General features: G+C 55.0%; 14 protein-coding genes. 5 read left to right on the forward strand and 9 right to left on the reverse strand.

The genetic code is table 11. The features are described 5' to 3' along the window. Positions 1–3: 3 nt before the first annotated feature. Positions 4–648, reverse strand: coding sequence for an NAD(P)H-binding protein (locus HV340_RS20175; protein WP_059306059.1), 645 nt, complete (start codon positions 646–648; stop codon positions 4–6). 130 nt (positions 649–778) lie between these two features. On the opposite strand from HV340_RS20175, the gene HV340_RS20180 reads away from it, so the two are divergent. Further along, a complete protein-coding gene (locus HV340_RS20180; RefSeq protein WP_014171767.1) occupies positions 779–1297 on the forward strand; it encodes a type 1 glutamine amidotransferase domain-containing protein in 519 nt (172 codons plus the stop codon). Here the strand turns inward: HV340_RS20180 and HV340_RS20185 are convergent. After that, complete coding sequence (locus HV340_RS20185; protein ID WP_020883546.1) at positions 1277–1711, reverse strand: YhbP family protein; 435 nt, start codon at positions 1709–1711, stop codon at positions 1277–1279. The two genes, HV340_RS20180 and HV340_RS20185, sit on opposite strands and share 21 nt — an antisense overlap. Before the next feature lie 14 nt (positions 1712–1725). On the opposite strand from HV340_RS20185, the gene HV340_RS20190 reads away from it, so the two are divergent. Further along, entirely contained in the window at positions 1726–2055 is a 330-nt protein-coding gene (locus tag HV340_RS20190) for a GIY-YIG nuclease family protein (protein ID WP_014171769.1), read from the forward strand. Here the strand turns inward: HV340_RS20190 and HV340_RS20195 are convergent. Continuing rightward, the gene (locus HV340_RS20195; protein WP_020883545.1) at positions 2042–2545 is read right to left on the reverse strand and encodes an N-acetyltransferase; all 504 of its coding nucleotides are present in this window, start codon (positions 2543–2545) and stop codon (positions 2042–2044) included. The two genes, HV340_RS20190 and HV340_RS20195, sit on opposite strands and share 14 nt — an antisense overlap. Continuing rightward, a complete protein-coding gene (locus tag HV340_RS20200) occupies positions 2539–3063 on the reverse strand; it encodes an SCP2 domain-containing protein (RefSeq protein ID WP_032679042.1) in 525 nt (174 codons plus the stop codon). The genes HV340_RS20195 and HV340_RS20200 overlap by 7 nt, the downstream gene beginning before the upstream one ends. A gap of 211 nt (positions 3064–3274) precedes the next feature. Here HV340_RS20200 and HV340_RS20205 point away from each other — a divergent pair, with 211 nt between their 5' ends. The 3 genes from HV340_RS20205 to HV340_RS20215 all read left to right on the forward strand — a co-directional run bounded on the left by HV340_RS20205 (position 3275) and on the right by HV340_RS20215 (position 6253). Continuing rightward, positions 3275–4270 carry a peptidase U32 family protein gene (locus tag HV340_RS20205; protein ID WP_020883543.1) on the forward strand — a complete coding sequence of 332 codons (996 nt, stop codon included), beginning with the start codon at positions 3275–3277 and terminating at the stop codon, positions 4268–4270. 7 nt (positions 4271–4277) lie between these two features. After that, entirely contained in the window at positions 4278–5156 is an 879-nt protein-coding gene (locus HV340_RS20210) for a U32 family peptidase (protein WP_063925618.1), read from the forward strand. Positions 5157–5245: 89 nt separating this feature from the next. After that, positions 5246–6253, forward strand: a complete 1008-nt coding sequence (locus HV340_RS20215) for a luciferase-like monooxygenase (protein ID WP_150343667.1) — start codon at positions 5246–5248, stop codon at positions 6251–6253. A 45-nt stretch (positions 6254–6298) separates the two neighbouring features. Here HV340_RS20215 and mtr read toward each other — a convergent pair whose 3' ends face one another. The 5 genes from mtr to rpsO form a co-directional block, all read right to left on the reverse strand. Continuing rightward, complete coding sequence (mtr, locus tag HV340_RS20220) at positions 6299–7543, reverse strand: tryptophan permease (protein ID WP_059306061.1); 1245 nt, start codon at positions 7541–7543, stop codon at positions 6299–6301. A 142-nt stretch (positions 7544–7685) separates the two neighbouring features. After that, positions 7686–9590: a DEAD/DEAH family ATP-dependent RNA helicase gene (locus HV340_RS20225; RefSeq protein ID WP_020883539.1), complete on the reverse strand. Its 1905-nt coding sequence runs from the start codon at positions 9588–9590 to the stop codon at positions 7686–7688. A 180-nt stretch (positions 9591–9770) separates the two neighbouring features. Then, a complete protein-coding gene (nlpI, locus tag HV340_RS20235) occupies positions 9771–10655 on the reverse strand; it encodes a lipoprotein NlpI (protein WP_181216198.1) in 885 nt (294 codons plus the stop codon). Between the two features lie 108 nt (positions 10656–10763). Further along, entirely contained in the window at positions 10764–12902 is a 2139-nt protein-coding gene (gene pnp, locus HV340_RS20240; RefSeq protein WP_014171780.1) for a polyribonucleotide nucleotidyltransferase, read from the reverse strand. Between the two features lie 242 nt (positions 12903–13144). Next, a complete protein-coding gene (gene rpsO, locus HV340_RS20245; protein WP_013098914.1) occupies positions 13145–13414 on the reverse strand; it encodes a 30S ribosomal protein S15 in 270 nt (89 codons plus the stop codon). Between the last annotated feature and the right edge of the window lie 114 nt (positions 13415–13528).

Here is a 13528-nt window from a genome sequence, read left to right on the forward strand (position 1 = left end):
AGTTTACGCCTCGCCCTGTGCGATTTCACGCAGTTTTGCCGACGGGATGATATTCACTCCCTCCTGCGATGGCGAGAGCCCTTCTTTTAGCATCGCACGCGCCACGTCCGCTGCCTCAATGGATTTCCAGTTACCCGGCAGGATGCGGAACAGAGGCGCGAAAAACGATTCGTTAAAACGGCGTTCATCCCGGTGCCCGAGCAGCATGGAGGGGCGAACAATGGTCAGTTGCTCCCACTTCTGGGCAATCAGCGCCTCTTCCATTTTGCCCTTCACCTTGTTGTAGAAAAAAGGTGACCCGGCATTGGCACCGAGCGAACTGATCACCACAAAATGTGTGGCCCCCAGCTTTTTAGCCGTCAGCGCCGTATCGACCACCAGCGTGTAGTCCGCATGCACAAAGGCCTCTTTACTGCCCGCTTCACGCAGCGTTGTACCGAGGCAGCAAAAGACGATATCAACAGGATCCTGTACCTGCGCCAGTGCATCGGTAAGCTGCGGGTCGTGGGGGTTAAAGACGCCGGAGATATCCGCGAGAGGCCGACGCGTCGGGGCGGCAATATAGTTAACCCGGTGCTCCTGAAGCAGCAGCCGCAGCAGATGTCCGCCCACCAGCCCGGTCGCGCCGGTAATCAGTACCTGACTCATCTCATCTCCCCTTTACAGAATTGTCCGTTTGCGAACTCAGCGTCGTCGACCACACTTAGAAGTCTGTTACAGGTAAGTATTTACCACAAGCGGAGAAAAATCTGTCTGAAGCCAAAACAACGGAGGAAGCATGGGCAAGAAAATCGCAGTCTTGATCACCGACGAGTTTGAAGATTCAGAATTCACCTCGCCAGCCGAGGCATTTCGCAAGGCAGGACATGAGGTCATCACCATTGAGAAAGAGGCGGGTAAAACGGTGAAAGGCCATAAGGGCGAAGCCAGCGTGACCATCGATGAAACCATCGATAACGTCAGCCCGTCAGATTTCGATGCCCTGCTGTTACCCGGCGGTCATTCACCGGATTCCCTGCGTGGGGATGAACGGTTCGTGACCTTCACGCGAGACTTTGTCTCGACGGGCAAACCGGTCTTTGCCATCTGCCACGGTCCGCAGCTGCTCATCAGCGCAGATGTCGTGCGCGGGCGTAAACTCACGGCCGTAAAACCGATCGTTATCGATCTGAAAAATGCGGGGGCTGAGTTTTACGATCAGGAGGTTGTGAACGACAAAGACCAGCTGATCACCAGCAGGACCCCGGACGATCTGCCCGCGTTTAACCGTGAAGCGCTACGCCTGCTCGGCGCGTAGCCAGTGAAGCTTTGTGCCAAAGCCCAGGGTGTTGTCGGTAAATTTCAGCTCATCAAGGCGGATTTCCCACACCGGAGCTTTTAGCGCAATGGCAACCGGAAAGCGGCGCGTGTAGCGTTTTCGCTGCGCGTCGCTCTCTTCTCCGTCCAGGCGGCGGATCTCCCCTTTAAACTGCAGGCCACGAATCAGCGCAACCGTTTTAGGCTGGCCGTTCACCGTGCCCGCTACCTTCGCCTGCGGACCCGACATTTGCGCATGACGGGTTTTATCCTCGCTCAGGACATAAAAGGCGACACGCTCGGGATCGTAGTAATAAAACGCGTTTGCACACCACATTTCACCTTCGTCATACACGCACCAGGTGACGACATGCTGTTTTGCCAGCCAGCGGTTAATGGTGGTCAGTGTTTCCATTTTCGCTCTCTCTCATGCTAAGGTGCGTTCACCTTAACATACTGAATCTGTTTACCGTGTGCTGGTTTCTCTATCTTGTTCGTACCGCCGATAACGCCCTGTACACCGGGATCACTACCGATGTGGCGCGGCGTTTTCTACAACATCAAACGGGGAAAGGTGCCAAAGCGCTGCGGGGGAAAGGGGAATTACAGCTCGCCTTTTCAGCGCCCGTTGGCGACAGATCGCTGGCGCTCAGAATGGAATACCGCATTAAGCAACTGACGAAGCGTCAGAAAGAGCGCCTCGTCACCGGAGACGGCTCCTTTGAGGCGCTTCGCGAGAGCCTGATTAAAAGCGATTGAAATGGTCGTGATACTCAACCAGACCGTTCACGCCGTTAAGCGCGTCATCCGCCAGACGGTGCACCTGGAAGGCGGATTCCGTTCCCGGCCAGCGGCAGCGGAGATCGTAATGCGCTGCCGGCTCGAAGCCTAAACGGCCATAGAACGTAGCATCTCCCAGCGTCACCACGGCGGCATAGCCAAATTCGTTGAGCGAGTCCAGCCCTTCGTAAACCAGCTGGCGCGCCAGCCCTTGGCCGCGGTAGTGTTCATCAACCGCTAGCGGTGCCATTCCTACCCACTGTAGCTCTTCGCCCTGAACGGTAACCGGGCTGAAGGCAACGTAGCCCACCACCTGACCTTCGTCATCGGTGGCAACCAGCCCCAGCGTAATCAGGCCGTCTTCGCGGAGATCGTGGACCAGTTGCGCTTCGTCATCCCGCGCAAAAGAGCGGCGTAACAACGCATCGATTCCCGGTGCATCAATCCCAATTTCGACTCGAATCAGCATGGCTCACCTACTGAAGTGTGTTTACTTTCCGGCGGGGTTTTCAGCCCCGCCTCAACGAAATCTGCCATTTGCATCAACATCACACGCAGCGCTTTTGGCATCTGCTCCAGCTCAATGGCATCCATTAAATTCTTTACGTACAGACCAAGTTCCGTATCGCCTTCGATAACCAGTCGGCGCTGGAAGAAGAGTGTGTCCGGATCCTGCTTACGCGCGGCGATCATCAGCAGATCGCTGGCGCTGGCGCTAAAGCTCACATCCGCCTCGGCGGACTCACGGACGATCAGTTGGTCATTCTCAACAGAGGTAAACCAGCGCAGCCCGATATCGTGGACGTCAATGCTTAACCAGCGCCCTTCCAGGAACGCCAGCTCACCGTCCTGCAGTGCCTGGCGGAATTGCCAGCTCAGCACCTGCTCCAGCACCTGGCGTTTAAGCGCGAACGGGGCCAGTTTTACCGGCACGCTCAGCATTGATGGACCAAATTGTACGAGACGTGAACGCAGTTTATCCAGCACGAGCTTTACTCCCTGATAGCTATAGTCCTGCTATTTTGCCATATCCGAAGCACAACATAGCGGCGTAAATCAACAAACTGTCGTCAGGTGTACCTCATTATTGGTGCCATCAATACGCCATTAGCTGCCTTAAATCAAAAATTGTCGCGTATGGGTTAATTAAAATCCCAGCTCGTTAACAAATTTGCGATCGACTACATCAGGATAAATTATGGAGCTGCTCTGCCCAGCCGGAAATCTTCCGGCGCTTAAGGCGGCCATCGAAAATGGGGCCGATGCGGTCTATATCGGGCTGAAAGATGATACCAACGCCCGCCATTTTGCTGGCCTCAACTTTACGGAGAAAAAGCTTCAGGAAGCCGTTACCTTCGTCCACCAGCACCGCCGCAAACTGCATATCGCCATCAATACCTTCGCCCATCCTGATGGCTACGCCCGTTGGCAACGCGCGGTGGATATGGCAGCACAGCTGGGCGCCGATGCGCTGATCCTCGCCGACCTCGCTATGCTTGAGTATGCGGCAGAACGCTATCCCCATATTGAGCGTCACGTCTCCGTTCAGGCATCTGCCACTAACGAAGAGGCGGTGCGTTTTTATCATCGTCACTTTGATGTTGCCCGCGTGGTGCTGCCACGCGTGCTCTCTATTCATCAGGTTAAGCAACTCGCGCGCGTCACGCCAGTACCACTGGAAGTTTTTGCCTTTGGCAGCCTGTGTATCATGGCCGAAGGCCGTTGCTATCTCTCCTCCTATTTAACCGGCGAATCCCCCAATACCGTTGGGGCCTGCTCACCCGCCCGCTTTGTTCGCTGGCAACAGACGCCGCAGGGGCTGGAATCGCGCCTGAACGACGTGCTGATTGACCGCTATCAGGACGGTGAAAATGCCGGTTACCCGACGCTGTGCAAAGGCCGCTATCTGGTAGACGGCGAGCGTTACCACGCGCTGGAAGAGCCAACCAGCCTTAATACGCTGGAACTGCTGCCAGAACTGCTGGCCGCCAATATCGCCTCGGTGAAAATTGAGGGCCGCCAGCGCAGCCCGGCGTACGTAAGCCAGGTGGCGAAAGTCTGGCGCCAGGCTATCGATCGCTGCATGGCAGACCCGCAGAACTACGCACCGCAACCGGCGTGGATGGAGACACTCGGTGCGATGTCCGAGGGTACACAAACCACGCTTGGCGCGTATCACCGTAAATGGCAGTGAGATAATCATGAAATATTCATTAGGGCCGGTGCTCTACTACTGGCCAAAAGAGACGCTGGAAGATTTTTACCACCAGGCCGCAACCAGCAGCGCAGATGTGATTTACCTCGGTGAAGCGGTATGCAGCAAACGCCGCGCCACCAAAGTGGGCGACTGGCTGGATATGGCGAAAAGCCTCGCCGGAAGCGGTAAACAGGTGGTGCTCTCAACGCTCGCCCTCGTCCAGGCCTCCTCCGAACTGGGTGAACTCAAACGCTACGTAGAGAACGGTGAATTCCAGCTGGAAGCCAGCGATCTGGGCGTAGTGAACATGTGCGCCGAACGCAGGCTGCCGTTTGTCGCAGGCCATGCGCTGAACTGCTATAACGCCGTGACGCTGCGCCTGCTGCTTAAACAGGGGATGACGCGCTGGTGCATGCCGGTCGAACTCTCGCGCGACTGGCTGGCTAACCTGCTCAACCAGTGCGAAACGCTGGGCATTCGCAATCAGTTTGAGGTGGAAGTGCTGAGCTATGGTCATCTGCCGCTGGCCTATTCTGCCCGCTGCTTCACCGCCCGCTCTGAAGACCGTCCGAAAGACGAGTGTGAAACCTGCTGCATCAAGTACCCGAACGGGCGCAGCATGCTGTCGCAGGAAAATCAGCAGGTGTTCGTCCTGAACGGTATCCAGACCATGAGCGGCTATGTGTATAACCTCGGCAATGAACTGGCGTCGATGAACGGTCTGGTCGACATGGTGCGCCTGTCACCGGTGGATACGGGCGTATTCGCCATGCTGGATGCCTTCCGCGCCAATGAAAACGGTGATGCTCCGCTGCCGTTAACCGCTAACAGCGACTGTAACGGCTACTGGAAACGCCTCCCCGGGTTGGTGTTACAGGGCTGAAGAAGAAATGTAAAAGCTCACTTTGTTAACAACGGTTATTAAATTTTAATGCACTATTAAAAGATTCACCGTCGACAAAGTGAGCTGTTATGACTGATCAAACCATTCCGTTTTCGGTGCTGGATCTGGCGCCGATCCCTCAAGGCTCCTCAGCACGAGAAGCCTTTACCCACTCTCTCGATCTCGCTCGCCTGGCAGAAAAACGCGGTTATCACCGTTACTGGCTGGCTGAGCACCACAATATGGTTGGTATCGCCAGTGCGGCGACCTCCGTGCTGATTGGTTACCTGGCGGCGAATACCACCACGCTGCACCTTGGCTCCGGTGGCGTGATGCTGCCGAACCACGCCCCGCTGGTGATTGCCGAGCAGTTTGGTACGCTGAATACCCTCTATCCTGGTCGTATCGACCTGGGTCTTGGCCGTGCGCCGGGCAGCGACCAGCCGACCATGCGCGCCCTGCGTCGCCATATGAGCGGCGACATCGATAACTTCCCGCGCGATGTGGCTGAACTGGTGGACTGGTTTGACGCGCGTGACCCTAACCCGCACGTGCGCCCGGTGCCAGGCTACGGTGAGAAGATCCCGGTGTGGCTGTTGGGCTCAAGCCTGTACAGCGCGCAGCTTGCCGCGCAGCTGGGGCTGCCGTTCGCCTTTGCCTCACACTTCGCGCCAGATATGCTCCATCAGGCGCTTCACCTCTATCGCACAAACTTCAAACCTTCAGAGCGTCTGGAAAAACCGTATGCGATGGTGTGCATTAACATCGTTGCCGCCGACAGCAATCGCGATGCGGAATTCCTGTTCACCTCCATGCAACAGGCTTTTGTGAAGCTGCGTCGCGGTGAGACCGGCCAGCTGCCGCCGCCGGTGGAGAATATGCATCAGCTGTGGTCGGCATCCGAACAGTATGGCGTTCAGCAGGCGCTGAGTATGTCGCTGGTGGGGGATAAGGCAAAAGTGCGTCACGGGCTGGAGGCGGTGCTGCGTGAGACACAGGCGGATGAAATTATGGTTAACGGCCAGATTTTCGATCATCAGGCACGCTTGCATTCGTTTGACCTGGCGATGCAGGTGAAAGAGGAAGTGTCAGGTTAGCGTGGCTTGTTCCCCTCTCCCGTCGGGAGAGGGTGACAGGTGGTGTTACTGATACACTGGCAGCAGGTTAAAACTCGACAGGACATGCACCAGCGCGTTGCCAATACCGAACACCAGAATCAGCGCAATCATCGGCTTTCCGCCCCAGACGCGGAATTTCGGGCTGCCGAAGCGTTTACGTGATTTGCGTGCCAGCAGCGCAGGCACAATCGCCGCCCAGATGGTCGCCGCCAGCCCGGCATAGCCGATGGCATAGAGGAAACCATTCGGCCAAAGTAGACCGCCAACAATCGGTGGCAGGAAAGTCAGCAGCGCGGTTTTAAAGCGCCCCATAGCGGAATCATCAAAACCAAACAGATCGGCCAGGTAGTCAAACAGGCCCAGCGTCACGCCGAGGAAAGAGCTCGCGACGGCAAAGTTAGAGAATACCACCAGCAACAGATCCAGACTGCGGCTGTTCAGTACGCCGCTCAGCGCCTGTACCAGTACATCAATGTTACCGCCCTTCTGCGCAATGCCGATAAATTCAGGACGCGGGATATTGCCCATCGTCCCCAGCAGCCAAATCACGTACAGCGCCAGCGCCAGCAGCGTGCCGTAGATCAGGCACTTCACAATCGTGCAGGGATCTTTACCGTAATACTTCATCAGGCTCGGCACATTGCCGTGGTAACCAAATGATGCCAGACAGAACGGCAGGGTCATCAGCAGGTACGGCGTGTAAGCGGTATTCGTCTCCGCCACGTTGAACAGCGTGGCCGGCGTAACGTGTCCAAGCAGGCTGCCGAAGGTCAGGAAGAAGGTGATCACCTTCGCGCCCAGCACAATCGCCGTCATGCGACTCACCGCTTTGGTGCTCATCCAGACGATAAACGCGACGCCCAGCGCGAAGCACAAGCCCGCCACTCTTGCCGGCACGTTCAGCGACAACTCCGAGAATGTGTGATGCAGAATGGAGCCGCTCGCTGAGATGTACGCGTAAGTCAGGATGTAGAGCACAAAGGCAATGGAGAGGCCGTTTATCAGGTTCCAGCCTTTGCCTAACAGGTCTTTAGTGATGGTGTCGAAGCTGGAGCCAATGCGGTAGTTCAGGTTGGCTTCGAGGATCATCAGCCCGGAATGAAGCATACAGAACCAGGTAAACACCAGTGCCGCCAGCGACCAGAAGAACCACGCACCGGACATAACCACAGGCAGGGAGAACATCCCGGCACCAATGATGGTTCCGCCGATGATCACCACGCCGCCAAGCAGCGAAGGTGACGTTTGGGTGGTGGTAAGTGTCGCCATACAGCCTTTTCTCCAGTCAATAATGCGGTTATGCATGTTAATGTGCAGCACTGTACCAGTACAAGAGTACAAAAGGAATAAAAAAAGCCCCGACAGTGTTTATCGGGGCTGTATAGATTACTTTACGTCAGAAACGAAAGTCTTACGCGTCACCGAAACGACGACGAGCGGTACCTTCTTCACGACGTGGGCCACGGCTTTCGCGACGCTCGCCAGAGAAACGACGACCTTCGCCTGCGCCAGCGCGGTTGCCTTCGCTACGACCGCCTTCACGACGTTCGCCACCGAAACCACGACCACCGCCACGACGTTCGCCACCACGGTCAGTACGTGGCTGGGCATCGCCCATCAGCTGCATGTTCATCGGCTTGTTCAGGATGCGGGTGCGAGTAAAGTGCTGCAGTACTTCGCCCGGCATGCCTTTTGGCAGCTCGATGGTAGAGTGAGATGCGAACAGCTTGATGTTACCAATGTAACGGCTGCTGATGTCGCCTTCGTTAGCGATCGCGCCAACGATATGACGAACTTCAACACCATCATCACGGCCCACTTCAATGCGGTACAGTTCCATTTCGCCAGCGTCACGACGCTCACGACGTGGACGCTCTTCGCCACTGCGCTCTGGACGGTCAGCACGTGGACCACGATCGTTACGGTCGCCACGACGTTCGAAACGCTCGTCACGGTCACGGAACTCACGCTTAGGACGCATCGGTGCATCTGGTGGCACGATCAGGGTACGTTCGCCCTGTGCCATTTTCAGCAGTGCTGCGGCCAGCGTTTCCATATCCAGCTCTTCGCCTTCAGCGGTAGGCTGAATCTGTGCCAGCAGCGCACGATACTGGTCCAGGTCGCTGCTTTCCAGCTGCTGCTGGACTTTCGCGGCGAATTTTTCCAGACGGCGTTTGCCCAGCAGTTCTGCATTTGGCAGTTCCGCTTCTGGAATGGTCAGCTTCATGGTGCGTTCAATGTTACGCAGCAGACGACGCTCGCGGTTCTCAACGAACAGCAGCGCACGACCTGCACGACCCGCACGACCGGTACGACCGATACGGTGAACGTAGGACTCGGAGTCCATTGGAATATCGTAGTTAACAACCAGGCTGATACGCTCAACGTCCAGACCACGTGCTGCCACGTCGGTTGCAATCAGGATATCCAGACGACCGTCTTTCAGGCGCTCCAGCGTCTGCTCACGCAGAGCCTGGTTCATGTCACCGTTCAGCGCTGCGCTGTTGTAGCCGCTACGCTCCAGCGCTTCAGCCACTTCCAGGGTCGCGTTTTTGGTACGAACGAAGATAATCGCCGCATCAAAATCTTCCGCTTCCAGGAAACGAACCAGCGCTTCGTTTTTACGCATACCGTATACAGACCAGTAGCTCTGGCTGATGTCCGGGCGAGTAGTCACGCTGGACTGAATGCGCACTTCCTGCGGCTCTTTCATGAAGCGGCGGGTAATGCGACGAATCGCTTCTGGCATGGTTGCAGAGAACAGAGCGGTCTGATGACCTTCCGGGATCTGCGCCATAATCGTTTCTACGTCTTCGATGAAGCCCATACGCAGCATTTCATCTGCTTCATCCAGTACCAGACCGCTCAGTTTAGAGAGGTCAAGAGTACCGCGCTTCAGGTGATCCAGCAGACGGCCCGGCGTACCGACAACAATCTGTGGACCCTGGCGCAGGGCACGTAACTGCACGTCATAACGCTGGCCACCGTACAGGGCCACCACGTTTACGCCGCGCATATGTTTAGAGAAATCAGTCATAGCTTCTGCAACCTGAACAGCCAGTTCACGGGTTGGAGCCAGGACGAGGATCTGCGGTGCACGCAGTTCCGGATCGATGTTGTGCAGCAGCGGCAGCGAGAACGCTGCGGTTTTGCCGCTACCAGTCTGGGCCATGCCCAGCACGTCACGACCAGACAACAGATGTGGGATACATTCTGCCTGGATCGGAGATGGTTTTTCGTAACCCAGATCGGTAAGGGCTTCAAGGATAGGAGCCTTCAGGCCCAGATCTGCAAAAGTGGTTTCGAATTCAGCCATGTAGTACGAGTGCCTCAATGTCAATGGCGGCCAGTCTACTTAGCTCATCGTGAAAATGATTAGCAATTTTCATTGAAAAGTGTGAACCGGCTCAAAGTAGATGTATTGACGAACAACAACGCCCTCACCAGTTAAGGTGATGGCAATCAAAAGATTACGGGCTGATGTTTATGTCGTCAGCTATTGCTGGTCCGATTCTGCCAGGTCGTCTTGCTCCTGGCCCAAGAGCGATAATTCCAACAATGCATAACGGTGCTCAACGAAGTTGTGTACGTTGTTAGCAACCGCTAATTTGAACAGTGCCGTAGCGCTGTCCTTATCCCCCAGACTTAGGTAGTACTTACCTAAATAGAAGTTGGTTTCACTGAGATGCTCAGCGAGCGAGGTGTTATCCGTTGCGTCCGCCTTGAGGCGTTCCATCAGCGTTGCTTCGCTAATGTTGCCCAGGTAGAACTCGACAATGTTCCATCCCCACTGTTCCTTGTCCGATTTATCGAAGCGCTGTTTCAGTGCTTCTTTTGCCTGCTTCTCATCGAGCTTCTGCTCAACGATGTATAACCACAGACTGCGGAAAGGATCATTAGGATCGTCTTGATAAAACGCCAGCAGATCATCTTGCGCTAACTTATCACGACCGCCGTAATACAGGGCGATACCGCGATTCAAGTGCGCGTAGTTGTAAGTTGGATCAAGCTCAAGTACAGAATCAAACGCTTCATAGGCGGCATCAAAATTGCCTGCCTGCGTTAAATAAATGCCTAAGTAATTGAATACTTCAGGCATATCAGGTCGGATTGCCAGCGCTTGTGAGAAATCATTCCGCGCTAATGCCCTCAGACCGAGACTATCATACAACACTCCGCGCTCATATAAAAGCTGTGCGCGTTCGTCATCGGTTAAAGCCCGACTGGCAAGAATTTGTTCCATGCGTGCCAGAATCACTTCCTGCTGCAAAGTCGGTTGCAATGGCACTGCGAGGACTTCGCTATTACGCCAGGCAGAGTTGCTGCATCCTGCCAGCGTTAAAGCTGTCGCAACGAAACACCAGCGCAAAAAAGGCTTCATTTCCCACTCCCGAAGACAACTATTGGATGAACGTCCTGTCCCCCGGCGGCTTAACAAGGCGTCCTGCCTGATAATAGGCCCTCCGCCGAAGCGGAGGGCAAATGCAACTTACTCGCCTTGCTGTTCTGCTGCCGATGCTTCTGGCGCAGCAGCCGGCTGAGATTGCTCGGTTGCTTCTTTAATGCTCAGACGGATACGGCCCTGGCGGTCAACTTCCAGAACTTTAACCGGGACTTCCTGACCCATCTGCAGGTAATCGGTCACTTTCTCAACGCGCTTGTCAGCGATTTGAGAGATGTGAACCAGACCTTCTTTACCGCCACCGATGGCAACGAACGCGCCAAAGTCAACGATACGGGTCACTTTACCATTGTAGATACGGCCCACTTCGATTTCTGCAGTAATTTCTTCGATGCGACGAATAGCGAATTTCGCTTTCTCGCCGTCGGTCGCTGCAATTTTCACCGTACCGTCATCTTCGATTTCGATAGTGGTGCCAGTCTCTTCGGTCAGAGCACGGATAACGGAACCGCCCTTACCGATAACATCTTTGATCTTGTCTGGATTGATCTTGATGGTGTGGATACGCGGAGCGAACTGAGAAATGTCGCCACGTGGCGCGTTGATCGCCTGTTCCATCACGCCCAGGATGTGCAGACGAGCACCTTTAGCCTGGTTCAGCGCAACCTGCATGATCTCTTTGGTGATACCTTCAATTTTGATATCCATCTGCAGCGCAGAGATACCGTCGCGGGAACCCGCAACTTTGAAGTCCATATCGCCCAGGTGGTCTTCGTCGCCCAGAATGTCAGACAGAACAACAAAGTTCTCGCCTTCTTTCACCAGGCCCATTGCGATACCCGCAACGGCGGCTTTGATTGGCACGCCTGCATCCATCAGCGCCAGAGATGCACCACACACGGAAGCCATGGAAGAAGAACCGTTAGATTCGGTGATTTCAGAAACCACACGAACGGTGTACGGGAATTTGTCAGCATCCGGCATCACTGCCAGCACACCACGCTTCGCCAGACGACCGTGACCAATTTCACGACGCTTAGGCGAACCCACCATACCGGTTTCACCTACGGAGTATGGAGGGAAGTTGTAGTGGAACAGGAAGCTGTCAGTACGCTCGCCCATCAGTTCGTCGATGTTCTGCGCGTCACGTGCTGTCCCCAGGGTCGCGGTAACCAGCGCCTGCGTTTCGCCACGGGTGAACAGTGCAGAACCGTGAGTACGTGGCAGAACGCCAGTACGCACGTCCAGACCACGGATCATGTCTTTTTCGCGGCCATCGATACGCGGCTCACCCGCCAGGACGCGGCTACGAACCACGTTTTTCTCGATAGCGTGCAGAATTTCGCTCAGCTCGTTAGCATCCAGCGTTTCGTCTTCAGCAATCAGCGTTGCGATAGTTTCGTCTTTGATCACGTCAACCTGAGCATAACGCTCCTGTTTGTCGGTGATGCGATAAGCATCGCTCAGACGAGATTCAGCCAGCGCAGCAACGCGTGCATTCAGCGCGTCGTTGACGGCTTCAGGCTGCCAGTCCCAACGTGGTTTGCCCGCTTCTTTAACCAGATCGTTGATGTTCTGAATAACGATCTGCTGCTGATCGTGGCCAAAGACCACCGCGCCCAGCATCTGGTCTTCGCTCAGCAGTTCCGCTTCGGATTCAACCATCAGCACAGCCGCTTCAGTACCAGCAACAACCAGGTCCAGCTTACTTTCTTTCAGCTCTTCCTGCGTTGGGTTCAGCACGTACTGGTCGTTGATGTAACCAACGCGTGCAGCACCGATTGGGCCATTGAATGGAATACCAGACAGTGACAGGGCCGCGGAAGCACCGATCATCGCAACGATATCCGGGTTAACCTGTGGGTTAACGGAAACAACGGTCGCGATAACCTGCACTTCGTTCACGAAGCCTTCCGGGAACAGCGGACGAACCGGGCGGTCAATCAGACGCGCAATCAGGGTTTCGCCTTCGCTTGGACGGCCTTCACGACGGAAGAAGCCACCCGGAATTTTACCGGCAGCGTAGGTACGCTCCTGGTAGTTAACGGTCAGTGGGAAGAAGTCCTGACCTGGTTTTGCTTTTTTCTGGCCAACTACGGTTACGAATACCGCAGTGTCATCCATGCTTACCATAACGGCAGCAGTAGCCTGACGTGCCATCATGCCGGTTTCCAGCGTGACGGTGTGTTGACCATACTGGAATTTACGAACGATCGGATTCAGCAAAGTTCTGTCCTTTCTTAAATGTATGACAGCACACCACCGGTGTGCTGACGATTTAACCCGACCTTCTTCGCATCCTCGCGACTAATGACAACCAACACCCCCATGGGTGAAGCCTCTCATTAGCCGCGCGAACCTCTGCAATGAAGATCATTTATAGCAACAATACAATAGTTTCCAGTGAATTGCTGCCGTCTGGTTGAAAAAAGGGGCCATCAGGCCCCCTTTTCTGAAACTCGCAAGACTTAGCGACGCAGACCCAGACGCTCGATCAGCGCGGAGTAACGTGCAACATCTTTACGTTTCAGGTAGTCGAGCAGTTTACGACGCTGAGAAACCATACGCAGCAGACCACGACGGCTGTGGTGATCTTTTTTGTGCTCTGCAAAGTGACCCTGCAGGTGGTTAATCTGTGCAGTCAGCAGTGCAACCTGAACTTCGGTAGAACCGCTGTCGTTAGTACCACGACCAAACTCAGAAACGATTTTAGCTTTAGCTTCAACGCTTAGAGACATTTTCAAACTCCAGAATATAAAGAATGTAAGGATGCCGATCTCTAATTCAGCAATCCCAGTATACGTCCCGCAATATGTTAAACAATTTGCCGAACGTTAAGCCGCGATATTCTA

The organism is Enterobacter sp. RHBSTW-00975, from assembly GCF_013615235.1.
GTDB lineage: Bacteria > Pseudomonadota > Gammaproteobacteria > Enterobacterales > Enterobacteriaceae > Enterobacter > Enterobacter ludwigii.